We start from the raw sequence: 26,421 nt of genomic DNA, 5'->3' as shown, positions 1-26,421 counted from the left end.
TTCTTATTAATTTTTATTAATTGCTATCTGTTTTAAAACTTTTAATTTCTAATTGGCTGTCTTTAATTCGTTGCCCAATCATCATTAAAATTCTTTTATTGATATCGGTATTATTATCTTTATAAAATTCAAATTCACCCACGGTAAACTGCCCGATAATCAACCCTAAAAACTGATTTTTTAAATTGATATTTTTCTTGGTGATACTATTTACCGCTTTATTAAATTTTTCTTTTTCGATATGTACGATATCTACTTTTTGACTTTTACAGAAAAAGATAAAAAATTGCAAAAGCAGTTCGTGTTGTAATTTTAAAATTGGGCGTATTGTTTTATTCTGAAAATCTTCTACAGGAATTTCAGAGGATAAATTTAATACCGGGCGAATACTTATTTTGTTGCTATCCATTTAAAAAATTAACAACGTTTTTTTCAATACGATTTAATACATTTTCAGTATTTGCTTTTACAAATTTCTCTCCTGTAATTTGCTCGTATAATTCAATATATCTGTTTGAAATTTCGGTAACTTTTTCGTCTGACATTTCAGGAATTGCCTGCCCGTCTTTTCCTTGAAAATCATTTTCAATTAACCACTGACGTACAAATTCTTTTGACAATTGCTTTTGTGGCACTCCTTTTTCTTGACGTTCAGCATATCCATCGGCATAAAAATAACGAGAAGAATCTGGTGTGTGAATTTCATCAATTAAAACAATTTTACCATCTTTTGTTTTACCAAATTCATATTTAGTATCTACTAAAATTAACCCACGAGAAGCAGCTATTTCTGTTCCTTTTTGAAATAAATTTCTAGTATATTTTTCTAAGATGATATAATCTTCTTCAGAAACCACATTTTTAGATAAAATTTCTTCACGAGTAATATCTTGATCATGATCGCCGTTTTCAGCCTTTGTTGAAGGCGTAATTATTGGTGTTGGAAACTGATCATTTTCCTTCATTCCTTCCGCCATTTCAACGCCACATAAAACCCTTTTACCAGCTTTATATTCACGTGCTGCATGCCCTGACATATACCCACGGATAACCATTTCTACCTTAAAAGGCTCACATAAATGCCCTACAGCTACATTTTCATCAGGCGTTGCGTGTAACCAATTTGGAACAACCTGAGCGGTTTCGTTCATCATTTTGGTTGCTATCTGATTTAAAATTTGCCCTTTATAAGGAATTTGACGTGGTAAAACCACATCAAAAGCAGATAATCTGTCAGAAGCTATCATTACCAATAACTCGTCATCTATATTATAAACCTCTCTTACCTTACCTTTATAAACCGACTTTTGCTTTGGAAATTGAAAGTTAGTTTCGTTAATTGTATTCATACTTTTTTTGTTGTGTTGTTAACTGTGTTGTTGATTGCAAAAATATGGTATTTATTTTTGGTTTTTATTTCTTTCTGATAAAGAATAAAAGGATATAAAAACGTTTTTAAATGAAATTTAAACAATTGCTTAATATCTAAAATAATTACCACAATTAGGATAATTTACCTGCGGATTGGTATTTTTTATATAACTTATTATGGATGCTGCTGCCGAAAGATTTTGAACCTCGCTATTTTCGGGAAATAAATTATCATAAACAGCGGGTATATAATCGGTTAAACCTACCGAAACAACGGTATTATAGTCTAACAGATTTCCTAATTCATCTCTAATTTCAATAACCCTTCCTATTTTTTTAATTTGAATACCTGAATAATAAAAGCCCGACTTCGATTCTATTAAAAAATTTTTGATTTGCCCGATAGTCATTTCGTATTTAACAGTTCCGTTATTAAATGGTTCAATAGTATAGATGTCTCTTTTGGTAATCGCTCCTTGATTTAACGAACTTCTAATCCCTCCTGTATTTTGAAAAGAAACTGTTACATTCATGGTTGCTTTAAGCGCATCGGCATATAAACACCCTACTTGATTTCTTTGGTGGTTAATTAATGAATTTCCTATTACTTCTTCTAATTCGGGTACATTATTATATGTATCAATAACGCTCTTCAGCTCTTGGTCATATTCTAAAACCTCCTCTAAATTAATAAGCGTGTACTTGCTACTGATAATGGATTTATTTTTTACAGATAGTTCTATTTTTCCTAATTTTTTTAAATAAGAACCTGATTGATAAATAGGAATTCCGTTTTCTTTTGTATTAATTTCTTGATGCGAATGCCCGCCTATAATTAAATCGAAGTAAGGAAATTTATTCGCTAATTGAACATCGCCTAAATTACGACTACTTGTGTGTCCTAAATGTGTTAATGCGATAAAAAGATCGGAATCTTCTGATTTTTTAACATCTTTATATTTATTTACGATCGTTTCTGGACGTTCAAATTTCATTTTTTTAACTTTCCATGGATGGGTAGAAGGAATTGTTCCGTTCTTTTTTCCGTTGGTTTCCACCAAGCCTAAAAAAGTAATTTTTATATCATTTTTTGAAACCGTATAAAATTCATTTGGCTGCGGAACTCCTGAATTTAACATGTCTACATTCGCGCAGACCCAATTAAAATTAGCTTGCTCTATCCGCTTTTTTAATGTGGCTTCGCCATAATCAAATTCGTGATTTCCTAATACTGATACATCAAAACCTACTTTATTCATCACATCAATCATCGGAAAACCTTGATTGTCTTTATAATTATCAACTACGGGGCTTCCTGAAAACATATCGCCACTACAAGCAACGATAACATTTTTAGTCTCTTTTTCCTTATCTATTAAATACTTTATTTTCGCAAAGTTATCTAACTGAGCATGTTGATCATTTACAAAAAATATCGTTACTTTCTTTTCTACTCCTTCATTTAAATCATTATTTTCTGATAATTCATTATTTTTAATACCATTTGAAGAGCATGATAACAGCGTACTTATTAATAGAATACTAATATGAAATAAAATTTTATGTATCATGTTTGTCATGCTTGCCATGTTTATCATCGGGTGTTTTTTTTCAACAAATTTAATCAATATAGTATAAATTAAAGATAACTTCTACGCTATAATACCAAACATTTTTTTTAATTAAAAAAGACTATTTAAACGGCTCATTCGTTTAAATAGTCTTTTAATTTCTGAAGATAAAAAAACAGGCGTTACTCCGTTTCGATACTTTTATAAGCTTTAATAATTTTTTTAATCAATCGATGACGCACTACATCTTTATCATCAAGATATACTTGGGCAATACCGTTAATATCTTTTAATGCCAACAAAGCTTCTTTTAAACCTGAAACCTGTTTACGTGGTAAATCTATTTGCCCAGGATCGCCAGTAATAATAAACTTTGCATTTTTCCCCATTCTTGTTAAAAACATTTTCATCTGATTATGGGTCGTATTCTGCGCTTCATCTAAAATAACAAAAGCGTTGTCTAGCGTTCTTCCACGCATAAATGCCAACGGAGCAATTTGAATGATGCCTTTTTCAATATGCGATTCTAATTTTTCATGAGGAATCATATCACGCAAAGCGTCATATAAAGGTTGCATGTACGGATCTAATTTTTCTTTTAAATCGCCAGGTAAAAACCCTAAGTTTTCGCCCGATTCTACCGCAGGACGTGTTAATATTATTTTACGGACTTCTTTTTCTTTCAATGCTTTTACAGCCAAAGCCACCGCAGTATATGTTTTACCTGTTCCCGCAGGACCTACGGCAAAAAGCATATCATTTTTACTCATTAAATCAACCATTTTCCGTTGATTTGAGGTTTGTGCTTTTATTAAATTACCATTAACGCCATGCACTAAAACGCCTTCTATTTTAGCCGACTTTCTAAATTCTTCTTCTTTTCCTGTGGCTGTTAAAATACGTTCAATACTATTTTCATCTAATTTATTGTACTTATTAAAATACTTAATTAGCATGCCTAAACGTTTTTCTAACTCATCTAAAATTTCAGGTTCGCCATATAATTTTAATTTATTTCCTCTAGATACAATTTTAACTTTTGGAAAATACTTTTTTAGCGTTGTAATAGTACTATCTTGCGCTCCAAAAAATTCATTTGGATCAATTTCTGTTAATTCAAAGATACGTTCGTTCAAAAGATACATGTTTTAATATTATTCAGTTTAAAAATAATGATTATTTTTATTGAATTATGTAATTTTGCCATAAAATTTAAGGTACTATTTTAAAGTACACTACTTAACAAATAATTAATACGCAGTTATATTTAATGTCTCTAATTACTTTAACCACCGATTTTGGAATAAAAGACCACTTTGTAAGTGCCGTTAAAGGAGCTATTTATAGTGAGTTACCCGAGGTGAAAATTGTTGATATCACACATCATATTACCCCTTTTAACATTACAGAAACTGCTTATATTTTAAGAAACACCTATAAAAGCTTCCCTGACAAAACAATACATATTATTGGTGTCGATTCTGAATTAAGTGCCGAAAATAAGCATATCGCTATTGAATTAGACAATCATTACTTTATTTGCCCTGACAACGGCATTATTTCAATGATTACTTCAGATATAAAACCCACAAAAATTGTTGAAATAAACATTCACAATCATATTGAAACTAGTTTTCCGGTGCTCGATGTTTTTGTGCAAGTTGCCTCACACATTGCACGTGGAGGTAGCTTAAATGTTATTGGAAAAGAAATTGATGTCTATAAAAATAGTGTTGAAATAAAAACAACCGTAAATAAGCAACAAACTATTATTAGTGGCGGAGTTATTTATACCGATAATTATGGGAATGTAATTACCAATATTGATAAAAAACTATTTAAATCCGTAGGAAAAGGGCGAAATTTTATTATTACAGCCAAGCGCTATACCTTTACTAAAATTTACAAACGCTATAACGAAATTGTAGACTATGCAATTCCGAAAGAAAAAAGAAATAATGACGGCGAAAAATTAGCCATTTTTAATTCGTCAGGGTTTTTAGAAATTGCCATTTACAGAAGCAACTTAAATACTGTTGGAGGAGCCTCTACCCTATTAGGCTTAGGATACCGAGACAGCATTACTGTTGAATTTGATGCAATTCCTTCAGCTAAATTTACCACCGAAAACTAAAAAAAACTTTTTAGCTAATTTTCAATAACAAACCTCTAAACTTAGAGTATTAATAAAACCAGACGTTTACACTAATGAATTACCCCACAATTTTCCCAAAACTTTCTACAGAAAGATTAACATTACGCCAAGTATCTTTTAACGATAAAAGAGCTATTTTTAAATTGCGTTCTAACAAAGAAATTAACAAATTAATTACAAGAGAAACCCCTAAAAATTTAAATGATGCTGATGCTTTTATTCAAGCTTGTTTAGATAATTTTGAAACTCAAAACGGTATTTTTTGGGCAATTGAATTGCAAGAAAGTGCCAAAATTATTGGCTCAATTAATCTTTATGATATAAATTCGGAAGATAATTCGGCAAAAATAAGCTATGAATTAATGCCTGATTATCAAAAAGAAGGTTTTATGGATCAAAGCATGAAAACTATTTTAGCGTTTACACAATTAACTGCCGAATTAAAAACTATTGATGCCATTACCCATCAAAATAATTCTGATGCGATAGCGTTATTAGAAAAAAATCAATTTACTTTACAAGAAGCTAGCCAAAATTTACCGGAAGACAATCATATTTTTCGTCTTGACATAAACCAAGAATAATGTATTCAATACTAAAAAAAGAAATTAATTCATTTTTTTCATCCTCAATAGCGTATTTAGTTATTGGGGTATTTTTACTTGTAAACGGCTTGTTTTTATGGGTTTTCAAAGATGATTTTAATATTTTAAATGCTGGTTTTTCAGATATCAGTTCGTTCTTTTATTTAACACCTTGGTTATTTTTATTTTTGATTCCTGCCATTACCATGAAAAGTTTTGCTGATGAATTTAACAGTGGAACTATTGAGTTATTAAGAACAAAACCAGTAACCGATTGGCAAATTGTTGTCGGGAAATTTTTAGCCTGCTTGGTATTAGTTTGCATTGCTTTAGCACCAACATTAACCTACGTTTACACCGTTTACACACTTGGAAACCCTATTGGTAACCTAGATATTGGCAGTACTATTGGTTCGTATTTAGGCGTTCTTTTTTTAGCCGCAACTTATACCGCAATTGGTTTATTTACCTCTACGCTTTCTAAAAATCAAATTGTCGCTTTTATTTTAAGTATTTTTATCAGCTTTATTTTGTTCTACGGATTTGACTCTTTAAGTTCTTCTTTTGGAAATTCAGGATATACGCTACAACAATTTGGAATGTACGAACATTTTAAAAGTATTAGCCGTGGCGTTGTAGATACCCGCGATATTATTTATTTTATCAGCCTTACTTTTTTCTTTTTATTGATGACCAAACAACAGTTAAAAAATGAATAAAAAGCTACAATATAGCGCCCTTGCTTTCTTCGGATTATTATTGATAAATTACCTTTCAAACTCCGTTTACAAACGCTTCGATTTAACACAAGACAACCGTTATACGATTTCTAAAACCAGTATTAATCTATTGGATAAATTAGAAAACACTATTTTTATTAACGTTTATTTAGAGGGCGATTTCCCTGCAGAATTTAAGCGCTTACAAACCGAAACACGTCAGTTTTTAGAAGAATTAAAAGCCCTAAATTCAAACGTTCAATTTCGATTTATCAACCCGATTCATATTCGTGAAAAACTAATAAAAAAAGGCATGATGCCTAGTCAATTAACTGTCGAAGAAGACGGGAAATTGTCGGAAGCTATTATTTTTCCTTGGGCAGAAATTAGCAGCGGACAAAAAACTGAATTGGTTTCTTTATTACCAAATACTATAGCAAAAACACAAGAAAAACAGCTACAAAATGCCATTGAAAAACTAGAATATTCTTTTGCAAATGCGATAAACAATATTACAACAAATCAAAAACAAAAAATCGCCGTAATTGCTGGTAATGGCGAATTAGAAGATATCGATGTATATAGTTTATTGACAGAAGTTGGTAAAAAATATCGTTTGGCAAAATTTACTTTAGACAGTGTGGCTAAAAACCCTCAGCAAACACTTAGTGATTTAACCAACTATGATTTAGCAATTATTGCAAAACCTACCCAAAAATTTACCGAACAAGAAAAATTTACACTCGATCAGTTTATTAGCAATGGCGGTAAAACTCTTTGGATGCTTGACACCAATTATGCCGATACCGACAGCCTGTATAATAATGGAAAAATGCTCGCTTTTCCACGTGATTTAAACCTAACAGACCTATTATTTAGCTATCAAGTTCGTGTTAATAACACATTAATTCAAGATTTGTATTCGGCTAAAATTCCGTTAGCAACAGGAAATAGAGGAAATCAGGCACAGTTTAAACACTTAAATTGGTTTTATCATCCGCTGGTAAACCCAAACCCAAACCACCCGATTACCAAAAACATTGCTCCTGTTCGTTTTCGTTTTACCACACAAATAGATACCTTAAAAGGAGGCATCAAAAAAACACCCTTATTTGTTACTTCTGTATTAACAAAAAAGATAGGAACGCCTAATTTTGTTGAATTACAAAGTATTGCCAAACAGCCAAAAGAAAAACAATACAATAGCGGACCACAATTGTTAGCTGTTTTATTAGAAGGCGATTTTAATTCGGCATATAAAAACAGAACAAAACCATTTAACACACCACTTTTTAAAGCTAAAAGCACTGCAAATAAAATGGTTGTTATTGCCGATGGTGATGTGGCTAGAAATCAAATTTTAAAAGGAAAACCACACGATTTAGCCTTAGATAAATGGACTGGTGAACACTTTGGAAACAAAGAATTTTTAATAAACACCATTGATTACTTACTAGACGATACTGGTTTAATTAATTTGCGAAATAAATCGATTGCTATTCATTTATTAGACAAACAAAAAGCCTACACTCAAAAACGTTTTTGGCAATTTATAAATATCGGTGTTCCGTTAATTTTACTTGCTTTATTCGGTTTTGGATTTCGTTATTTTAGGAAGAAAAAATATGAAAATTAGGCAATATCTTCAAAATAAGCACAAAACCCTAGCCCCGATTGTAGCAATTGTTTGAGCTCCTTTTTTTGATTTTTCTTCAAAAAAAGAGCGAGTGCGAAAAGCGGGAAATAGCTTCTAATAAAAAAGGAAATTACTTGACTAATTTCCAAGAAAAGACAGCTAATATCGCGCCTAAAATAGGGGCTAAAATATACAGCCACAAATGCTCTAAATGTCCTGAAATTAAAGCGGGAGCAATTGAACGTACTGGGTTCATGGATGCTTTTGTCATCGGTCCTGCAAACATGGCTTCTAGTAAAACTACGCCTCCAATTGCGATTCCTGCCATTACCCCAACTTCCTTGCTTCCTGACGAAACATTGATAATGGTTAGCATTAAAAAGAAGGTTAATAAAAGCTCTAAAATAAATGCGCGCCACGGTACAATTGATGGTATTGTTGCCCCAAAATATTCACTTTCAGGAAATAAAACACAGAGCATACAGCTTGCTAATATTGCTCGTATTAATTGAAAAACAATATACTTTGGAACTTCTTTCCACGGAAATTTTTTAGCAAAAGCGAAAGCAATAGTGACCGCAGGATTAAAATGTGCGCCCGAAATTTCGCCAAAAGCATAAATCATCGCCATTACTATTAACCCCCAAGTTATGGCAACGCCCGTATGGGTTAAATCTGTTCCGCCGGTAATTTCATTTACCGTCATTGCTCCTGTTCCGCAGAAAATTAACGCAAAAGTTCCTATTAATTCTGAAATATATTTTTTCTTCATTTTGCAAATATGAGCTAAATATTTCATATTTATTTGATATTTATTTTACCTTTTTAACAACTAAATTTTGGCTGATAAATATTGGCTGATAAAAACCGACTTCCTTTGATTTTTTACATTTATAGGAATCTTTTAATAAACAAATAGTAATTTTGCAAAATGAAGAAATCAATAGCCATTATTGGCGGTGGCGCGGCGGCACTTTTTGCTAGTGCATTTTTAGATACCAAAAAATTTGACGTTACTATTTATGAGCAAAAAAAATCGGTAGGACGCAAATTTTTAGTCGCTGGTGATGGCGGTTTTAATCTTAGCCACGGCGAAGGTATTCATAAAATGATTGACAGATATACGCCTGATTATTTCTTGAAAAATGCCTTATTAAATTTTTCAAATGATGATTTACAGGCTTGGTTATTGAAATTAGATATCCCAACTTTTAAGGGAAGTAGCAACCGAATTTACCCTGAAAAAGGCATCAAACCGATTAGTGTTTTATCAAAAATCAAACAATTTTCTTCGGATAAAGACGTTCGTTTTTTATGTGATTACAAGTGGAAGGGTTGGACTTCTGATAATGATTTGATTTTTGAACATCAAAATAATACAGAAAATAAAAATACTATTATTTCAGCCGATTATACTATTTTTTCAATGGGAGGCGGAAGTTGGAAAATTACAGGTTCTGATGGTAATTGGTTGCCTATTTTTGAGGATAAAAGCATTAAAACACGTCCTTTTTTGCCTTCAAACTGTGCTTATAAAATTGCATGGAAACCTGATTTTATTTTAAAAAATGAAGGAAAACCTTTAAAAAACATTGCTCTTTCTTGTTTCGATAAAACCCAAAAAGGAGAGCTTGTAATTACAAAATTTGGCTTGGAAGGAAATGCTATTTATGCGTTAAGCCCAGAAATACAATCGCAACTTTCAGCCAATAACAAAGCAAGTATTTATCTAGATTTAAAACCGATGTTTAGTTTAGATGAAATCTTCAAAAAAATAAACACATCGAATTATAGCATTACTGATATTCTTAAAAAAGTTTTAAAATTAAGCCCTGTTCAAATTGATTTATTAAAGTCCTTTTTAACGAAAGAGGAATATCTTGATAAAAATATGTTAGCACAAAAAATAAAGTCCTTGCCGCTTATTATAGAAGATTCTGCGCCGTTAAATGAAGCGATTTCTACAACTGGCGGCGTTTCTTTAGAACAGGTTGCTGAAAATTTTGAGCTTAAAAACCTTAAAAACACGTTTTGCATCGGCGAAATGCTCGATTGGAACGCTCCAACGGGTGGTTATTTATTGCAAGCTTGTTTTAGTATGGGCGTTTTTGTTGCTGATTATCTGAATGAAAAAGGATAAAAACTCCTTAAAACTTCTCAAAAACTCCCAAGCCAAATAACGCAAAATCATATTTTACAGGGTCTTGGCTGTCTAGTTTTCTAAGCGAAGTATCTAGCTCTAACAACGCTTTGGCATCGTTTTGTTTTCTCGTTAAAAGACCCAATTTACGCCCAACATTCCCAGAATGAACATCTAACGGACACGACAAAATGGCGGGTGATATATTTTTCCAAAGACCAAAATCTACGCCTGTATTGTCATTTCTTATCATCCACCTAAGCCACATATTAATTCTTTTACATGCTGATTTTTTATACGGATCAGATACGTGTTTTGTAGTTCTGCTTGGGTGTTCTATTTCAAAGAATATCTTTTTCAATTCATGAATTGCAGGTTGTAAAGAATCTTTGGAAGCGTGTTTATTGAAAATATTTTCTAAGCCATTATGATGCGTATAAATATGTTTTAACGCCTTTATAAAATGTGAAAAATCGATAGCATTAAAAGTTCTATGCACAAAACCATCTAAGTTTTCTAAATGATGTTCTTGATGATTCATTACAAAATCGTAGGGCGAATTTCCTAGCAAATCCATCATTTTATTGGCGTTTTTTAAGATACTTTTCCTATTTCCCCAAGCAATTGTTGCTGCCAAAAAACCCGAAATTTCAATATCTTCTTTCACAGAAAATTTGTGTGGAATCGAAATTGGATCGGGGGCAATAAAGTCAAAACTATTATATTGCTGTACTTTTGCGTCTAAAAACTCTTTTAATTCATTTGGATTCAAAATGGCGGCTATTTTGTGTGATTATTAAAAAAAGAATAATATTTTTTATTTTTATCTTCTATAAAATACGCTGGATTACTATCGATTAACCAGCACGCTTGTTCATTATCGAAATTTTCATCAATAACTTCTATTTGCTTGGGGTTATATTTTTTTAATACGTTTCTTAAACTTCGTTTAATTTCTGTATCATTTTTTGTTCTTTTATTTTTAACAACCAGCTCTACCTTTTCTCCAAAAAGTTGTTTTAAATCACCTTCCCTGCTTTTTAACTTTTTGTTAAAGTCTAACGATTGTAATTCTTCCGAAGCTAAATCTACAAGAAGTACAAATAGTATTTTTTCAAATTTATTAACAATTCTTTCTCTAAAATATGTTTCATAAATATGTAATAATTTAGGAGTTTCCCCTAGTTCAATAAAACCTACTAATACTTTTTTAGAAATATCCAGTAGCTTATCAGGTGTCTTTACTTTAAATTTTAATTCTTTTAATTTTTCTATCGATTTAGAATTTTCATCAATATAAAAAGTAATATATTTATTTTTTATTGAAGAATTTAATTCTAAATTAAATTTATTTTCAACAAAATAACAAGAATTTTCAATAACATCAGAGCTTTCAAATTCTGATGTTTCTAATCCTATTGTTTGCCATTTATCTTTAAATAAATTATTTTCATAAACAGCTTTCGCTTCTTCTAACTCAATTATTTGTGGTTCAACTTTAGTCGCACCTTCTTTCAATGTTAAATATTCAATAATTAAAGGCTGTTTCGCTATTTTTTTATCATTAATATGATACTTATTTTTTAATACGAATTCTAAATTATTTTGAGTTAATTCAAATGCTAAACACTCCAGTTTAAACGTTTCTTCTTGTAATGATTTTACAAAATACAAACTCGATAACTTCGGATTAAATATTGAGGTGAAAAAAGAAATCCATGAAAACATCTTCTCTTTATTTTCATATTTCAAAGAATCATATAATCTCCTAAAAAAAGTATCTTCGGCTTTAAAGCGTTCCAAATATATTGCCGAAAAATAATAACCTAATAAAAAATCAATTTCTTCTGATAATTCATTTGGAATATCTAAAAGTTGCCTATTTAAATGTTCGATATCATCAAAATTCAAAAACCCTCGCAACCAGTCTTTAACTGATTTAACATCTTCTTCTTCTAAATTCATCTTTGACAAATAATTATCTCCAATAAATTTCCCCCACCAAACAACTCTGTAAAAATTATTTGTAACGAATTTATCTATTTTCACTTTTAATAACGGAAATTTAGATTCTTTTAATACTTCCTTTATAAATTGTTTTTTAAAATCAGAAAGAGAATTAAATCCTTGAAGTACTTTGGTTGATGTCGCTTTATAAGACTTTACTGATGACATTAAATAGCCCGAATTATAAACACCAAATAAAGCATTTCTTAAATTTCGATACTTTTCTATATCAAAATCATCTTTAGGTAAAATATTCATTTGAGAACCTTCTTTAGTATCTCTAACTTTTCTTTTGTTTAATTTTAGTAAACCTTTAGGTATCTTATAATGATTTTTAAACAACGTTTCGTCCTTTTCTGGTATTTCAAATAAATTAACAGATGTAAAAAGGATTATATAATTACCTTCAAAATCTATTAAATTTTCTTTATCTATAAATAAACGAACAGCTAAAGCACCTTTTATATTTGTTATATCTAATCTTGATTTTTCAATCGATAAGTAATGATTAAAAATTAATACTTCTGCTTCTTTTAATGATATTAAAATATTTTTATTCTTTTTATCCTCCATAATTTTTTTAACTTTAAAAAATATCATCAATTGACATCTCTATCTTTTCAACTTCCTTGTCTACTGTTAAATTTTTTAATTCTTGAATAGTATCCTCTGTTCTTACAATATAAAGATGGTTATTTGTTCTGGTCATACTAACATAAATGATATTATTTAACTTGTTTTCACGTTCTAAATGATATATAGCTCCACTTCCTTTATCAAAACCAAATAAAATAACACTTTCAAACTCTAAACCTTTTGAACTATGACTAGAAATTAATAACGGTATTGTTGATGTAAAATCATGGGTTCTTAAATCTTTTGTTGAAGGATAATAGTTATTTTCAATGCCATTGTTTTTTAAGTATTCGTTTAGCTGTTTTAATCGAGAAATATTTGGGCTAATAACACCAATCGATTTTCTATAGCTTTTAATTTGCTTTAAAATTTCAGCTACTTTACTAAAATCCTCACTTCTTTTAACATCTATAAGTTCGGGTTGAGTTTGAGAGTCTCCATCGACTTTACCGACTATATCTTCTTTATTTTCTGAAAAATAACTAGCTAATTTAGCGATATTTTTATGAAATCTATATATAACAGACAGCGATTCAAACACACCATAATCCTTAATTTTATCCCTAGTTAAATTCGTTTTATAAATCCCCTGATTAAAATCACCTAAAGTTAGTATTCTTTTCGATATTTTCTTAAGAACCTCCCACTCTTCAATCATTAAGTCTTGGATTTCATCAATAACAGTAATATCATGTTGCTTATCCATAGCAATAGCACTTAACTCCCTAAGTACAAACTCATACTTTTCACCATATCGTGCATCATAATTTGGTGGTTTAATATCATGCTCTCTAGCGAGATTCCAAAAAAACGTATCTTTCGTTGCTAATGTTATATTATCCCGAATTCCTAATTCACTTAACTCAGATGATAAATAGCCATACAAACTATGATTATACATCAATAATAAAGGTCTAATGTTTTCCTTTTTAACAATATCACCTAATGTATATAAACTGATTAAAGTTTTACCAGAACCTGGAGGACCTTCTACAAATAAATTACCTGTTTCACGAGAAACGCTTCTAATTACTCCTTTTTGTTCATTCGATAATTGATTATATGGTATTAACATAGCTTTTAAAATGGTAAGTTATTAGTGTCTAAATAATTTTTCTGATCTTCATTTTTTCTAAGTTTTTTAGGACTCACATAGGCATAAGGTTCTCCTACAATATTAAAAATACTTTTTAATAAATTCTTTTTACCAAAGCCTGTGAAATCTTGAGGTGATTCTTTATATTTATGAACTAATAAAAGCGCTTCTTCTTGAACATCTTCACCTAAATTATTTTTTAAAATAAGTATTCTACACGTTATATCCATATCCTTTTTAATATTATCATCTAAACTTTCTAGATGAATTAATGCCTCATCGTCATCATCATTATCGCTTAAAAAAATAGAATAATTATACTGTAAATAAGCAGCTTCTGGATTTAAATCTACCCCTTTTTTTAAAGCCTTTTTAGCAGCTTCTTTTCGTCCTATTTTCCTATTACCAATATAAAGCATATTTAAAACGGATTCATCTTGGTCATCAAAACGTTTTAAATATTCTTCCGAAGTTTCAACAACTCCATGATAGTTTTTAACATCACTATATTTCCAAATTAGATTTTTTAACAACTCTTTCTCTCCTTTAAAATTCTTCGCTAATTTCGCTTGATTTAACTCTTTTTTTAAATCATAGACTAGTCGTTCTTCCTCTGTTAATTTCCCTACTCCATAAGGATTATCAAATTCTGCATTTCCAATAATATCATCATTAACATATACTTTCATTTTAAAAACCTTATCAATGGTTACTTCTGCGTCTATTCTTACAACACTATCCATATCATAAAAAGAATTTAAAGTTGAACGTATTTCTCCTATTGGAAAATCAACACTATTGATACAAACAGGTAAAACAATTTTTTGATTTAAATTACTTTGAAGTCGAAAATCAGGAATAGATATTTTTTGAGGTAAAGATTGACCACGTTCTAAAATTGGGAAAAATCTATTATCTTTAAGAACAACACCAATAGTATCACTTGTTATTGGGCTTATTAAAGAAATATTGTGCATATTTAAAAAATAAGAATATACTGCAGCTCCTTCAGCTACCAATTTATCTGGCTCATGAGACGTTAGCGCTTTACTATTTGATAATTTCTCACTACAAAACGACTGTAAAAATGGATTAAAACTACTACCGCCAACATACAAAACATAATCTACCTCATCTAATCCTAATTCTGATTTTTCTATGATATCAGAAATTGAACTACTTATTGTTGTTACTGTTTTATCAAAATATTTAAAAGAGTATGTTTTTCCTCTGAATAATTTAATGAACAAATTTTTAAATTCATTGGCTGTTATGGTAACATCTCCTAAATCATATTGCGTTTTTTTATACGTTATTACACTATTTACATGCGTATAACTAACATTTTCAATATCAATAGTACTAACGTCTTTATCTACTGATTTTAAGCTTAATTTATTTGAAAGCCCAATTTTTAATCCCTCTCCAATTAACGCCAACTGAGCAAGTATAATATTCTTAATATCAATACTATCGGTAGCTTCAAAATTTTCTAATATTTTTTTTAATTTCGGAACTAAAAATTCTTCTGCAATTAAAGTATCAATATCTTTCCCTCCTAAATCATTATATCGAGATATTGCTCTGTTACTTATAATTATTCCTTTTTCTTTTTTAAAATCTACATTTAAAATAGATAAATCTAAAGTTCCTCCACCAAAATCGACAACTAAAACATTTTTATTCTTTACCTTTTTAGCCCATTCAACCTTTTCTTCCGTAGGTAATCTATTAAAATACCCCAAAAAAGCTGCATTAGGCTCATCAATAAGCATATTTTTTGCAGTTTCAATTTTAGCCATTTCAGCTGCTCTTAAAACATCTTTACGCTGATTTGCTTGAAAAGAAGCTGGTACAGTAATTATTGTATTGCCTAAAGGCGTATTTTGAAATCGAGATTTTCGGATATAATTTAAAATACCTCCTGCAATTTTATAAGGCATATTCAATTTCTCACTTATCGCATTCGGATACATAGGATGATGATCTATTCCTAATTCTAATTTCCAATGATAAAATAAATTTTTCTTGTACTCAAAACCGGCATGACCTTTTAAATGATCTAAATTTTGTCCTACATAGGGATTCCCATTATAAATTGCTACAATAGAAGCGACTTTCTCGCTTTCAATCGTTTGGTCAAACTCAAACGGACTTTGTTGTTTTACTTTTATAAACTGAATAGGAAGGTTCGTATCTTTCTTTAAATCAACATATTTTGAATCTACATAACACATTAATGTTGTCGTAGTACCTAAATCTATTCCAAAACATTTCTTTTCATTAGAAATGTTTTTATCTCCATCTAAATTTTCATTTATAGGATAAATTATTATATCACTCATAACACTTTTTTTCTTTTTCTTTTTTTTGATTTATTCTTCTTATAAATAAGGAACTATATATTTTTTTAATAAATATATACTCCTTCAAATATAAGATTTATGATAATTTACAACTATTTTTAAGCATCATTTTTAAAATCAATTTCATTTAATTGAAACATAAACATTTTTTTAGAGCAATATTTTAAACTAAAAAAACCCCGCTAAAAGCAGGGTTTTTATAATTTTTATCTCTTCAAAAAAATTTCAAAATCTTTATAAATCTTTCAAAAAATAATTTATTTAATGATTTATTTTCTTACGCTGATTTAAACTTGTTGGCTTTTCTTGCTTTACAAGCGGAGTTCCGTATAAGTCAAAATCACCCGCTTCATCAATTTTAATATCGATAAATTCTCCTAATTTAATATAATGTTTGGTCGCATCTACAATTACATCATTATCAACATCTGGCGAATCGTATTCAGTACGCCCGTAAAAATATTCACCATCTTTTCTGTCGAATAAACAACGGTAGGTTTTACCAATTTTTGCCTGGTTTAATTCCCAAGAAATTTGCCCTTGCACTTCCATTATTTCATTTACTCTTCGGAATTTTACATCCGCAGGAACATCATCTTCTAAAACAAAAGCACCTGTATTTTCTTCATGAGAATATTCAAAAGCTCCCATTCTTTCGAAACGCATTTCTTCAACCCATGCTTTTAATTCTTCAAATTGTTCCTCTGTTTCACCAGGATATCCAACAATTAAAGTAGTTCTAATTGCCATTTTTGGCACCGCTTCTCTAAACTTATGAATTAAAGCAGTTGTTTTTTCGTGAGTTGTTCCACGTTTCATCGATTTTAAAATTTCCGTATTAATATGTTGCAGCGGAATATCTAAATAATTACAAACCTTTGGCTCATTTTTCATTACCTCTAAAACATCCATCGGAAAACCTGAAGGAAAGGCATAATGCAAACGAATCCATTCAATTCCATCAACTTTTACCAGCTCTTTTAATAAATCGGCTAAGGCACGTTTTTTATAAATATCCAACCCATAATAGGTTAAATCTTGCGCGATTAACATCAATTCTTTGATCCCTTTTTTAGCTAATTTGGTCGCTTCAATAACAATATCTTCAATCGGTGTCGATTTGTGTTTTCCTCGCATTAAAGGAATTGCACAAAATGAACATGGGCGGTCGCAACCTTCGGCAATTTTTAAATATGCGTAATGTTTTGGCGTCGTTGTTAAACGCTCTCCGATTAATTCATGCTTATAATCCGCCTCTAAAACCTTTAATAATTCAGGTAATTCGTGGGTTCCAAAATATTGATCTACATTTTTAATTTCGTTTTCTAAATCGGGTTTATAGCGCTCGCTTAAACATCCTGAAACAAAAACTTTATCTATTTCACCCGCTTCTTTACGTTGTGCGTAATGCAAAATGGTATCAATACTTTCTTCTTTGGCTTTTCCGATAAAACCGCAGGTATTGATAACTACAATATTACCATCATCATCTTTATCTTCATGAACTACGTTTTTACCATTGGCTTTTAATTGTCCCATTAAAATTTCACTATCGTAAATGTTTTTAGAACATCCTAAGGTTACTACGTTGATTTTATTCTGCTTTGGTGATTTTGTGCGCATTGTGCTATAAAAATTTTAGGTTGCAAAGATACTGTTTAAAAAAAGATTTTACAGCCTGTTTTTTTATAAGTAAATAGAACTTTAATCACTACTAATTGTAGCGGTTATTAAAAAATTAAAGAAACCTGCATTCGATTTGCTGTTTTTCTGCTATAAAAATTTTTTGAAGCAATTTCCCGCTTTCCGCACTCGCTTTTTTTATTTTTTTAAAAGAAAAAAACAAAAAAGAGCTCAAACAATTGCTACAATCGGGGCTAGGCATTTGTACTAATTTTAAACTATTCGATTACTTTGTTTATACCTGTTTCAATTTCATCTGAAAAAATTTATCACATAAAAATTAAGAAATCGCATCGGTCAACGAGAGTTTATTTCAGCATGACGTTTATATTTCATTTTTGTAAATTCGCGGCTTTATACACAATTCTGAAACAGCAACTATTAAACAGCATGAAAAAAGCATTCTTTATTTTTATTATCATTTTGTCTTCAAATGCAAGCGGACAAACCCTAAAAGACTCGATCAATATTATTTACAAAAACTATTTTAATTTATTAAACACCAAAGAAAAATTAGATACCATTGTTTTAAAAGTTGAAAATTTTGAAGAACTGATGGAGTCTAACAATCGAAAAATTAAAAGTTTAACCGATGCCGAGCTTTTTAGTTTAAAAAAACAGCTGCAACAACGAAGAAAAAAAATAGTCAATACCACTGATTTTGTTTTTGCAGCAAACGCAAGTTTAAATGCCATAAAACAATTAGATGCAACAAGCGATTATCTGACTAAAATATCAAGTTTAAACAATCCTGAAAATGTGGAATTAGGTTTTTCATTATCGAATCAAATTGCTACAATTATCGAAAAAAACATCTTTAAAGGAAAAAGTAAAATCAATGGAATTAAAAAATCAAAGTTTTTACTTTTTGTTGATAATATCATAAAATCGCCGATAACTAAAACAATAAGTAGCGCAATGCCCATTGTTAATTCGATTAAATCTATTGTCGATTTAGTAATCGGAAACGCTATAAAAGATAAAAATGTATCTATAAATCATATTGTTGAACTAAAAAAATCATTAAAAGTATATTTAGAACATTATCAAGGTTTGGCAAAATGTCAAGTTAATTTTGAGCAAAATTTAAGAACCTTAGATATCAGAAAAAAAGGATTGGTATTATTATTAACCCAATATACCACCGAACGCTCAAACACGTTAAGCCCTAATATGATATCAGAAAAAGACAAAAAAACGTCTTTAACACAGTTAATAAACAGGTATTATACAAACACTATTGTACAGCAAAAGGTAGCGCAAATAATCAATTTAAAACCTTTTTCTTACAGCGCTCATTTAACCGATAATAAATTAATTTATCCAAATTATGCGTTAAATCAGGCAAAATTTATTAGAGATGAAATTGAATCTTTGAGTAAAGAATACGCCTCTACATTTACCATTTATCAACTTGAACTTAAAAAAGTTTTACAAAAAAGTAAAAATATTGGTGATGCAACTAAAATAGACGCTAAAACAATTGATCTTGAAAATAAATTATTGGAAGTAAAAAATGCCTTTGACGATAACTTAAATATCTATAAATTAAATTATACATTTAAGACTTTAATTCGTTATTAATTTTTTCAGTAAAACACAAAAAACTCCCAAATTGGGAGTTTTTTTATATTTATAATTTTAAAAATATGTTTAAAATTTCTTATTTAAAGAAAGAATCTACAAATTCATGTTTATTAAATACTTGTAAATCATCAATTGCTTCACCAACACCAATATATTTTACAGGAATCTGAAACTGATCAGAAATACCAATAACAACACCACCTTTTGCGGTTCCATCTAACTTGGTAACTGCTAACGAAGTAACTTCTGTAGCTTTGGTAAATTGCTTTGCTTGTTCAAAAGCATTTTGCCCTGTTGACCCGTCTAAAACTAACAATACTTCATGCGGTGCATTGGGTATTACTTTTTGCATTACACGTTTAATCTTCGTTAATTCATTCATTAAATTAACCTTATTATGTAAACGACCAGCGGTATCAATAATAATAACATCGGCATTTTGATTAATACCAGAGGTAACCGTATCAAACGCCACAGACGCAGGGTCAGACCCCATTTCTTGACGTACAATTGGCACATCAGTTCTATCTGCCCAAACCTGTAATTGGTCAATTGCTGCGGCTCTAAAAGTATCAGCAGCTCCTAAAACAACACTCAAGCCTTGCTTTTTAAACTGCGATGCTAACTTACCAATCGTAGTTGTTTTACCAACACCATTTACACCAACCACCATTATTACATGCGGTTTATTATTGGTAGGAACGGTAAATTCGGTAGCATCTTTCGTGTTTGTTTCAGAAAGTAAACCCGCAATCTCATCTCTAAGAATTTGGTTTAATTCATCAGTTCCCACGTATTTATCTCTAGCAACTCGAGCTTCAATTCTATCAATAATTTTCAATGTAGTAGCTACACCAACATCCGAAGAAACTAATATTTCTTCTAAATTATCTAAAACAGCAGCATCGACTTTTGTTTTTCCTGCAACGGCTTTAGATAATTTAGAGAAAAAACTTGTTTTTGTTTTTTCTAGTCCTTTGTCTAATGTTTCTTTCTTCTCTCTTGAGAAAATTTTCTTAAAAAAACTCATAGTTAAATTTTACAATCATTTATAAAGGTTAAAAACCATACCAAACTTATTTTATAGTCAAATTGTCACGCTATTTGTCATTCTAACAAGTATATTAGAAGCACAAAAAAGAGCTAACGTCCAAAAATACAGTTTTTTAGCACAAAAAAAAAGCTACTCTCTTATGAAAGTAGCTTTTATATATTTTGTAAACAAGTATTAATTTTTCTTGATAAAATCATTTACTTGTGCAGGATCCATAATAGCTTCAACGAATGTATAAGCTCCTGTTTTTGGAGACTTTACCATTTTGATTGCTTTAGTTAATCTTTTCGCTCCTGTTTGTAACGATGCTACTGATTTCTTTGCCATGTTCTATGGTTTATTAAAGTTTTAAAAAAACTTTTAATTATTTAATTTCTTTATGAACTGTCATCTTCTTTAAGATTGAATTAAATTTCTTTAATTCCATTCTATCAGGAGTGTTTTTTTTGTTCTTTGTAGTAATATAACGTGAAGTTCCTGGTAAACCAGTTGCTTTGTGTTCAGTACATTCTAATATAACCTGAACTCTGTTTCCTTTTTTTGCCATCTCTGTGAAATTTTATCTAGTAAGGAATTATTTAGTTAAAAAACCATTCTCTCTAGCGCTTTTAATCACAGCAGAGATTCCTTTTTTATTAATATTTTTTAATGCAGAAGCAGATACTTTTAAAGTAATCCATTTACTTTCTTCTGGTATAAAGAAACGCTTAGTCATTAAGTTAGCGTTAAATTTTCTTTTAGTTCTATTTAATGCGTGAGAAACATTGTTCCCAACCATTGCTTTTTTTCCTGTAAGTTCACAAACTCTAGACATCTTCTTGACAGTTTTTAGTATTATTTCTAAACGAGGGGCAAATTTACGCATTTATATTGATTGCGCAAAAAATTCTCATTTAAATTCTTATTATTTTTGATCTATTCTAACTGAGGTTAAGCATCTAACCTACTGGAAGCGTAACTGACGGCAAATTTACAATTTTTTTTGAATATACACGCCTAATTAAAAAAATATTTAATAACTTATTCGCAATTATTTTTCAACAAATGATAGCGAGCTAAAAAACAATTAATTACTCTTTTAAAATACGTTCCCGTAACAAGTCTAAAGCTTTGGTAACGGTTCTATTTAGTACTTTTTCGCGAGGTTGCCCAAAATTAAACTCATGCACCTCAACCCCCTGTTTACTTGCAATAGCAATACAAACAACACCTACGCTTTTATCGGTATGATCAGTAGTTGGTCCTGCGTTTCCTGTTACCGCTATAGCAAAATCTGTTTTTAATTTTTTTAAACAACCAACTGCCATTTCTTTAGCAACTTGTTTACTAACAACGCTAAATTCTTGTATTGTTTGTTTTGAAACCCCTAATAACTGCTCTTTTAATTCGGCGGTATAGGTTATAAAACCTCCTTTAAAATATGCCGAAGAACCTGCTATTGACACTAAATTAGCTCCAATTTTTCCTCCTGTTAAACTTTCGGCAGTACTTACTGTTTTATTTTTGGCGATTAATAAATCTCCTACTCTTTTTTCTATAGATGCATCTGTATCAAAACCTACAATAACATCAGAAATTAAAGTATTTAAAGCTAAAACATAGCCTGAAACCTGTTTTTCAAGAGTTTCTTTATCACTTCCTTTTGCCGAAATTCGCAATCGAACTTTTCCAAAAGATGGTAAATACGCTAACTTTATATGTGATGGCAAATTATTTTCCCAATCTTCAATTCTTTGAGCAATAACACTTTCACCTACGCCAACTGTCATAATTGTGGTGTGCATTATATAAGGTAGCTCATATTTTTGCTGAATCCGAGGTAATACTTCATTTGTCATTAAACCTTTCATTTCATAAGGCACTCCAGGTAATGACACAAAGACAGTATTATTTTCAAAAAACCACATTCCTGGAGCCGTACCAAATTGATTCATTAATAAGGTTGCCTTTGATGGCAATTGCGCCTGGTATTTCTGAACCTCATTATAAGGATGATTTACTTTTTTAAACAAAGCTTTAATATGTTCAATAACCTTCGGATATTCAATAATTTCAGTATCCTTAAAATACTCGGCTATTGTTTTTTTGGTGATGTCATCATTTGTAGGACCTAAACCACCTGTTATAATTACAATATCGGCTCTACTTTCAGCCTCTTTTAAGGCATTTAAAATATGTTGTTTTTCATCTTGAATAGATGAAATTTGATATACCGAAACCCCAATTTTATTTAATTCCTGCCCAATCCATTGCGAATTGGTATCTACAATTTGACCGATTAAAATTTCATCACCAATAGTTATTATTTCTGCGTTCATCTTATTTTTATTAAAAAAGAATCCCGCAAAAAGCGGGATGTATATTTATTTTATTTTAATATTAAAAGCTTGCTTACCCTCAATAACACCTGTTAAAACATCATTTTCAACTACCCTACCAACTCCTGCTGGTGTTCCTGTAAAAATAACATCTCCTTTTTTTAAGGTAAAATATTGCGATACATAACTAATTAATTCATCAATTTTCCAAAGCATCGTTTCAGAGTTTCCATCTTGAACAACTTCATCATTTTTATGTAATTGAAAAGAAATGCTTTCTAAATCAAATTCTTCCTTCGGATAAAAATTACCAATAACGGCACTACCGTCAAAGGCTTTTGCTTTTTCCCAAGGTAAACCTTTTTCTTTACATTTTGCTTGTACGTCTCTTGCTGTAAAATCGATTCCTAAACCTATTTCATCATAATATTTATGAGCAAATTTTGACGAAATATGTTTCCCTACCTTATTTATCTTTACCAAAACCTCCACTTCATAATGAATATCATCAGAAAAAGGCGGGATAAAAAAAGGCATTTTCTTTGGAAGAATTGCCGAGTCTGGTTTTAGAAAAACAACAGGACTCTCTGGCTTTTCGTTTGCCAATTCTTCAATATGTTTGGCATAATTACGCCCGATACAAATTATTTTCATTTATTTTAATTTCGAATTAATAATTTAAAATTACGAATTCTTAAAAAATAACAATTCGTAATTCATCATTGAAAATTTATGAATTGACTATGGTATCCAAGTTTTAGGAAAGTTTGGTTTTCTTTTTTCTAAAAACGCATCACGCCCTTCTTTTGCTTCATCGGTCATATAAGCTAAACGGGTAACTTCACCAGCAAAAACTTGTTGCCCAACCATGCCGTCATCGGTTAAATTCATAGCGAATTTTAACATTTTAATAGACGTTGGCGATTTTTCTAAAATTTCTTGCGCCCAATCAAAAGCAGTTTGCTCTAATTCATCATGAGGAATTACCGCATTAACCATTCCCATATCGTACGCTTCTTGCGCCGAGTAATTTCTTCCTAAAAAGAAAATTTCACGAGCTTTTTTCTGCCCAACCATTTTTGCTAAATATGCTGATCCGTATCCTGCATCAAATGACGTTACATCGGCATCGGTTTGTTTAAAAATAGCGTGTTCTTTACTTGCTAAAGTTAAATCGCAAACAACATGTAAACTATGTCCGCCACCAACTGCCCAACCTGGAACCACGCAAATTACCGCTTTTGGCATAAAACGAATCAATCGTTGTACTTCTAAAATATTTAAACGGTGGTAACCATCTTTACCAACATAGCCTTTATCGCCACGGGCATTTTGATCGCCACCCGAACAAAAACTCCAAACACCATCTTTTGACGAAGGACCTTCTGCCGATAATAAAACTACTCCTATATTAGTATCTTCATGTGCATCCTGAAAAGCATCTAACAATTCAGAAGTTGTATTTGGTCTGAAAGCATTGCGTATATCAGGACGGTTAAACGCTATTCTTGCTACGTTATGCGACTTTTTATAAGTAATATCTTCATACTCTTTGGCAACTTTCCATTGAGGTTGTATCATAATTTTAAAATAGTATCGTTAATAAGTACAGCAAAAATAACATAATAACTTTGTTTTTCTTTTTTATATTTGAACGATATAATACAAACCTCTATGAAACAACTCTTTTTTTTAGTCGCTTTAGCAATAAGTACTAGCATTTTTTCACAAAAAGTGATTACTCACAATATTAATTCTTCCTTTTTTAAGAAGGGTCGATCTGTAAAAATTTACATCCCCAAAAATTACGAAAAAGATGAAACCACCAAATACCCTTTAGCCATTGTTTTAGGCAGTCAATATCTTTTTGATATGTATGTAGGTAATGCAAAACTATATGCAAATACCGACAAAGCTCCCCGACAAATTGTTGTTGGAATTGATATGGAAACCACCTATAAAAAGGATATTTCAATTATTCCATCTAATAACGCCCTAACAAGTAGTGCTAAAAAATTTCAGAAGTTCATCAAAAAAGAACTGATTCCTTATATGGAATTAAATTACAGAACCTCTCCTTTTATGACAATAGCTGCCGAAGGAAAAGCAGCTAATTTTAGCACCTATTTTTTAAAAGATGCCGAGCCTTTATTTAACGCATTTATCTGTATTACGCCACAGTTTACCAAATTTAGTGCTAGTGCCATTCAGTCTTATTCTTTAGGAAGATTGGCTCAAAAAGACAATACCTATTTTTTATATACTAGTAATAATAAAAAATACATCAACCCGAAACAGCAGGAATATTTTAGCGAAATCGGCACTTTTTTAGCCTCTTTTGAAGCAAAAAACCTACACATTACTTTTGATAAATTTGAAAACGCCCCTAATTATTTATCTGTAATTGGCGAAACCATACCACGAGCATTTGAAAAAATGTTTTATTTATACGCTAAAATAACCAAAAGTGAATTTGACCAAAAAATTAAAGATTTAGATCCTTTAGAAGCAATTAAATATGTAGAACAAAAATATTTAGACATTCAATATTTATACGGATCGAATTTAAATGTTCGATTAGAAGATATTTTTGCCATTGAAAACATTGTTATTGATAAACAAGATGGAGATTATTTACGTGTTTTAGGTGATTTTGTAATGATAAAATACCCCAATTCACATATTGGCGATTTTTACGTTGGAAAATACCACGAACTAGGAAAAGCCTACGATAAAGCGGAGTTTTACTACAAAGCAGCCTTTGGAAAAATGAACCCTTCCGACCCAAATGCCAATGCTTTTTATGAGAATATTAAACGTGTAACCAGCTTAAAAGAAAGCCAACCAAAAGAAGAAGCTTTACCTGAAGACAATTTAGAGGAAAACTTAGACGATAATCCAGAGGAAAACCCCGAAGACAATAATAACGAGAATAATGAAGATAACGGCGAATAATTTTAAGCCTTAAAAATCAAAAAATCCGCAGCCTTTTGGTTGCGGATTTTTTTGTTAAAAAACCTATTTTAAAACAGTAATTATTGTTCTTAATTATTTAATTAATTCAATTCTGTCTTGCTTTAATTCAATTTTTTTATCTTTATACAAACCACCAATAGCTCTTTTAAAAGCCTTTTTACTCATCTGTAAACGAAATTTAATTGATTCAGGCGAGCTTTTATCAGTAAGCATTAAATAGCCTTTTTCATCTAATTTACGCATAATTACATCGGCATCGCTGTCAATTACATTTCTAAAACCTTGTGGGCGTAACGATACATCTATTTTACCGTCATCACGTATTTTTTTAACGTATCCATAGGTTTCCATACCTTCTTCAATGTCTTGATATACCTCGCTGTTAAACAATAAACCGTCAAATTCATCATCAATTAAAACATTGTACCCTAAAGGTGTTTGCTCTACTATTTTTAAATTTACCTGATCTCCTTCCTGTAAACCATCTTGTGAGTCTTCGTATAATCCGTCTTGTAATTCCAT

General features: G+C 30.5%; 25 protein-coding genes. 7 read left to right on the top strand and 18 right to left on the bottom strand.

The features are described from left to right. Positions 1-16 precede the first annotated feature (16 nt). From DPIF8902391_RS10415 to DPIF8902391_RS10400, 4 genes are all read right to left on the bottom strand, one after another. Complete coding sequence (locus DPIF8902391_RS10415) at positions 17-409, bottom strand: glyoxalase (RefSeq protein WP_101915811.1); 393 nt, start codon at positions 407-409, stop codon at positions 17-19. Further along, entirely contained in the window at positions 402-1,349 is a 948-nt protein-coding gene (locus DPIF8902391_RS10410) for a phosphoribosylaminoimidazolesuccinocarboxamide synthase (protein ID WP_172505780.1), read from the bottom strand. Before DPIF8902391_RS10410 ends, DPIF8902391_RS10415 begins: the two co-directional genes overlap by 8 nt. A gap of 129 nt (positions 1,350-1,478) precedes the next feature. Beyond that, complete coding sequence (locus DPIF8902391_RS10405; protein ID WP_172505779.1) at positions 1,479-2,942, bottom strand: bifunctional metallophosphatase/5'-nucleotidase; 1,464 nt, start codon at positions 2,940-2,942, stop codon at positions 1,479-1,481. Positions 2,943-3,124: 182 nt separating this feature from the next. After that, positions 3,125-4,078, bottom strand: a complete 954-nt coding sequence (locus tag DPIF8902391_RS10400) for a PhoH family protein (protein WP_058886231.1) — start codon at positions 4,076-4,078, stop codon at positions 3,125-3,127. 134 nt (positions 4,079-4,212) lie between these two features. On the opposite strand from DPIF8902391_RS10400, the gene DPIF8902391_RS10395 reads away from it, so the two are divergent. The 4 genes from DPIF8902391_RS10395 (at position 4,213) to gldG (ending at position 8,036) form a co-directional block, all read left to right on the top strand. Beyond that, positions 4,213-5,076, top strand: coding sequence for an SAM hydrolase/SAM-dependent halogenase family protein (locus DPIF8902391_RS10395; RefSeq protein ID WP_101915814.1), 864 nt, complete (start codon positions 4,213-4,215; stop codon positions 5,074-5,076). A gap of 74 nt (positions 5,077-5,150) precedes the next feature. Further along, positions 5,151-5,681, top strand: a complete 531-nt coding sequence (locus tag DPIF8902391_RS10390) for a GNAT family N-acetyltransferase (protein WP_058884614.1) — start codon at positions 5,151-5,153, stop codon at positions 5,679-5,681. After that, positions 5,681-6,400 (top strand): gliding motility-associated ABC transporter permease subunit GldF, encoded by a 720-nt coding sequence (gldF, locus tag DPIF8902391_RS10385; protein WP_172505778.1) that lies wholly within the window; start codon positions 5,681-5,683, stop codon positions 6,398-6,400. The genes DPIF8902391_RS10390 and gldF overlap by 1 nt, the downstream gene beginning before the upstream one ends. After that, a complete protein-coding gene (gene gldG / locus DPIF8902391_RS10380; RefSeq protein WP_172505777.1) occupies positions 6,393-8,036 on the top strand; it encodes a gliding motility-associated ABC transporter substrate-binding protein GldG in 1,644 nt (547 codons plus the stop codon). Before gldF ends, gldG begins: the two co-directional genes overlap by 8 nt. 130 nt (positions 8,037-8,166) lie before the next feature. On the opposite strand, the gene DPIF8902391_RS10375 is transcribed toward gldG, so the two are convergent. Further along, positions 8,167-8,808, bottom strand: a complete 642-nt coding sequence (locus tag DPIF8902391_RS10375) for an aquaporin (RefSeq protein ID WP_172505776.1) — start codon at positions 8,806-8,808, stop codon at positions 8,167-8,169. Positions 8,809-8,967: 159 nt separating this feature from the next. Here DPIF8902391_RS10375 and DPIF8902391_RS10370 point away from each other — a divergent pair, with 159 nt between their 5' ends. Further along, positions 8,968-10,176, top strand: a complete 1,209-nt coding sequence (locus DPIF8902391_RS10370; RefSeq protein WP_172505775.1) for a TIGR03862 family flavoprotein — start codon at positions 8,968-8,970, stop codon at positions 10,174-10,176. Positions 10,177-10,183: 7 nt separating this feature from the next. Here DPIF8902391_RS10370 and DPIF8902391_RS10365 read toward each other — a convergent pair whose 3' ends face one another. From DPIF8902391_RS10365 to rimO, 5 genes are all read right to left on the bottom strand, one after another. Beyond that, positions 10,184-10,948, bottom strand: a complete 765-nt coding sequence (locus DPIF8902391_RS10365) for a TIGR02757 family protein (protein ID WP_058884610.1) — start codon at positions 10,946-10,948, stop codon at positions 10,184-10,186. An 8-nt stretch (positions 10,949-10,956) separates the two neighbouring features. Further along, positions 10,957-12,756: a hypothetical protein gene (locus DPIF8902391_RS10360; RefSeq protein ID WP_144430026.1), complete on the bottom strand. Its 1,800-nt coding sequence runs from the start codon at positions 12,754-12,756 to the stop codon at positions 10,957-10,959. A 13-nt stretch (positions 12,757-12,769) separates the two neighbouring features. Next, positions 12,770-13,894 (bottom strand): 3'-5' exonuclease, encoded by a 1,125-nt coding sequence (locus tag DPIF8902391_RS10355; RefSeq protein ID WP_058884608.1) that lies wholly within the window; start codon positions 13,892-13,894, stop codon positions 12,770-12,772. A gap of 5 nt (positions 13,895-13,899) precedes the next feature. Next, positions 13,900-16,260, bottom strand: coding sequence for an Hsp70 family protein (locus DPIF8902391_RS10350; protein WP_058884607.1), 2,361 nt, complete (start codon positions 16,258-16,260; stop codon positions 13,900-13,902). 282 nt (positions 16,261-16,542) lie between these two features. Continuing rightward, positions 16,543-17,904 (bottom strand): 30S ribosomal protein S12 methylthiotransferase RimO, encoded by a 1,362-nt coding sequence (gene rimO, locus DPIF8902391_RS10345; protein ID WP_058884606.1) that lies wholly within the window; start codon positions 17,902-17,904, stop codon positions 16,543-16,545. A gap of 450 nt (positions 17,905-18,354) precedes the next feature. On the opposite strand from rimO, the gene DPIF8902391_RS10340 reads away from it, so the two are divergent. Then, positions 18,355-19,548: a hypothetical protein gene (locus DPIF8902391_RS10340; protein WP_058884605.1), complete on the top strand. Its 1,194-nt coding sequence runs from the start codon at positions 18,355-18,357 to the stop codon at positions 19,546-19,548. 79 nt (positions 19,549-19,627) lie between these two features. Here DPIF8902391_RS10340 and ftsY read toward each other — a convergent pair whose 3' ends face one another. From ftsY to DPIF8902391_RS10305, 7 genes are all read right to left on the bottom strand, one after another. After that, positions 19,628-20,581, bottom strand: a complete 954-nt coding sequence (ftsY, locus tag DPIF8902391_RS10335; RefSeq protein ID WP_058884604.1) for a signal recognition particle-docking protein FtsY — start codon at positions 20,579-20,581, stop codon at positions 19,628-19,630. Positions 20,582-20,779: 198 nt separating this feature from the next. After that, positions 20,780-20,932, bottom strand: a complete 153-nt coding sequence (locus tag DPIF8902391_RS10330; protein WP_083501047.1) for a DUF4295 domain-containing protein — start codon at positions 20,930-20,932, stop codon at positions 20,780-20,782. A 37-nt stretch (positions 20,933-20,969) separates the two neighbouring features. Next, a complete protein-coding gene (gene rpmG, locus DPIF8902391_RS10325; protein ID WP_058884603.1) occupies positions 20,970-21,152 on the bottom strand; it encodes a 50S ribosomal protein L33 in 183 nt (60 codons plus the stop codon). 27 nt (positions 21,153-21,179) lie between these two features. Further along, positions 21,180-21,419: a 50S ribosomal protein L28 gene (rpmB, locus tag DPIF8902391_RS10320; RefSeq protein ID WP_058886229.1), complete on the bottom strand. Its 240-nt coding sequence runs from the start codon at positions 21,417-21,419 to the stop codon at positions 21,180-21,182. A 256-nt stretch (positions 21,420-21,675) separates the two neighbouring features. Beyond that, positions 21,676-22,923 carry a competence/damage-inducible protein A gene (locus DPIF8902391_RS10315; RefSeq protein WP_172505774.1) on the bottom strand — a complete coding sequence of 416 codons (1,248 nt, stop codon included), beginning with the start codon at positions 22,921-22,923 and terminating at the stop codon, positions 21,676-21,678. 45 nt (positions 22,924-22,968) lie between these two features. Beyond that, positions 22,969-23,577: a fumarylacetoacetate hydrolase family protein gene (locus DPIF8902391_RS10310; RefSeq protein ID WP_172505773.1), complete on the bottom strand. Its 609-nt coding sequence runs from the start codon at positions 23,575-23,577 to the stop codon at positions 22,969-22,971. Positions 23,578-23,664: 87 nt separating this feature from the next. Further along, positions 23,665-24,504, bottom strand: coding sequence for a 1,4-dihydroxy-2-naphthoyl-CoA synthase (locus DPIF8902391_RS10305; protein WP_058884600.1), 840 nt, complete (start codon positions 24,502-24,504; stop codon positions 23,665-23,667). A 93-nt stretch (positions 24,505-24,597) separates the two neighbouring features. On the opposite strand from DPIF8902391_RS10305, the gene DPIF8902391_RS10300 reads away from it, so the two are divergent. Continuing rightward, on the top strand, positions 24,598-25,878 hold the full coding sequence (locus DPIF8902391_RS10300; RefSeq protein WP_172505772.1) for an alpha/beta hydrolase-fold protein: 1,281 nt from the start codon (positions 24,598-24,600) through the stop codon (positions 25,876-25,878). Positions 25,879-25,971: 93 nt separating this feature from the next. Here the strand turns inward: DPIF8902391_RS10300 and DPIF8902391_RS10295 are convergent, their stop codons facing one another. Further along, a complete protein-coding gene (locus DPIF8902391_RS10295) occupies positions 25,972-26,421 on the bottom strand; it encodes a S1 RNA-binding domain-containing protein (protein ID WP_058884598.1) in 450 nt (149 codons plus the stop codon).

The organism is Tenacibaculum finnmarkense genomovar ulcerans, from assembly GCF_900239495.1.
Lineage (GTDB): Bacteria > Bacteroidota > Bacteroidia > Flavobacteriales > Flavobacteriaceae > Polaribacter > Polaribacter ulcerans.
Note: the sequence above shows the minus strand (reverse complement) of the source record. Positions and strands in the feature narration are given on the sequence as shown.

Coding starts and splice junctions, on each gene's coding strand:
- DPIF8902391_RS10415 (WP_101915811.1), bottom strand. CDS start 409: ATGGATAGCAACAAAATAAGTATTCGCCCGGTATTAAATTTATCCTCT.
- DPIF8902391_RS10410 (WP_172505780.1), bottom strand. CDS start 1,349: ATGAATACAATTAACGAAACTAACTTTCAATTTCCAAAGCAAAAGTCG.
- DPIF8902391_RS10405 (WP_172505779.1), bottom strand. CDS start 2,942: ATGATACATAAAATTTTATTTCATATTAGTATTCTATTAATAAGTACG.
- DPIF8902391_RS10395 (WP_101915814.1), top strand. CDS start 4,213: ATGTCTCTAATTACTTTAACCACCGATTTTGGAATAAAAGACCACTTT.
- DPIF8902391_RS10390 (WP_058884614.1), top strand. CDS start 5,151: ATGAATTACCCCACAATTTTCCCAAAACTTTCTACAGAAAGATTAACA.
- gldF (WP_172505778.1), top strand. CDS start 5,681: ATGTATTCAATACTAAAAAAAGAAATTAATTCATTTTTTTCATCCTCA.
- gldG (WP_172505777.1), top strand. CDS start 6,393: ATGAATAAAAAGCTACAATATAGCGCCCTTGCTTTCTTCGGATTATTA.
- DPIF8902391_RS10375 (WP_172505776.1), bottom strand. CDS start 8,808: ATGAAGAAAAAATATATTTCAGAATTAATAGGAACTTTTGCGTTAATT.
- DPIF8902391_RS10370 (WP_172505775.1), top strand. CDS start 8,968: ATGAAGAAATCAATAGCCATTATTGGCGGTGGCGCGGCGGCACTTTTT.
- DPIF8902391_RS10360 (WP_144430026.1), bottom strand. CDS start 12,756: ATGGAGGATAAAAAGAATAAAAATATTTTAATATCATTAAAAGAAGCA.
- DPIF8902391_RS10355 (WP_058884608.1), bottom strand. CDS start 13,894: ATGTTAATACCATATAATCAATTATCGAATGAACAAAAAGGAGTAATT.
- DPIF8902391_RS10350 (WP_058884607.1), bottom strand. CDS start 16,260: ATGAGTGATATAATAATTTATCCTATAAATGAAAATTTAGATGGAGAT.
- rimO (WP_058884606.1), bottom strand. CDS start 17,904: ATGCGCACAAAATCACCAAAGCAGAATAAAATCAACGTAGTAACCTTA.
- DPIF8902391_RS10340 (WP_058884605.1), top strand. CDS start 18,355: ATGAAAAAAGCATTCTTTATTTTTATTATCATTTTGTCTTCAAATGCA.
- ftsY (WP_058884604.1), bottom strand. CDS start 20,581: ATGAGTTTTTTTAAGAAAATTTTCTCAAGAGAGAAGAAAGAAACATTA.
- DPIF8902391_RS10330 (WP_083501047.1), bottom strand. CDS start 20,932: ATGGCAAAGAAATCAGTAGCATCGTTACAAACAGGAGCGAAAAGATTA.
- rpmG (WP_058884603.1), bottom strand. CDS start 21,152: ATGGCAAAAAAAGGAAACAGAGTTCAGGTTATATTAGAATGTACTGAA.
- rpmB (WP_058886229.1), bottom strand. CDS start 21,419: ATGTCTAGAGTTTGTGAACTTACAGGAAAAAAAGCAATGGTTGGGAAC.
- DPIF8902391_RS10315 (WP_172505774.1), bottom strand. CDS start 22,923: ATGAACGCAGAAATAATAACTATTGGTGATGAAATTTTAATCGGTCAA.
- DPIF8902391_RS10310 (WP_172505773.1), bottom strand. CDS start 23,577: ATGAAAATAATTTGTATCGGGCGTAATTATGCCAAACATATTGAAGAA.
- DPIF8902391_RS10305 (WP_058884600.1), bottom strand. CDS start 24,504: ATGATACAACCTCAATGGAAAGTTGCCAAAGAGTATGAAGATATTACT.
- DPIF8902391_RS10300 (WP_172505772.1), top strand. CDS start 24,598: ATGAAACAACTCTTTTTTTTAGTCGCTTTAGCAATAAGTACTAGCATT.
- DPIF8902391_RS10295 (WP_058884598.1), bottom strand. CDS start 26,421: ATGGAATTACAAGACGGATTATACGAAGACTCACAAGATGGTTTACAG.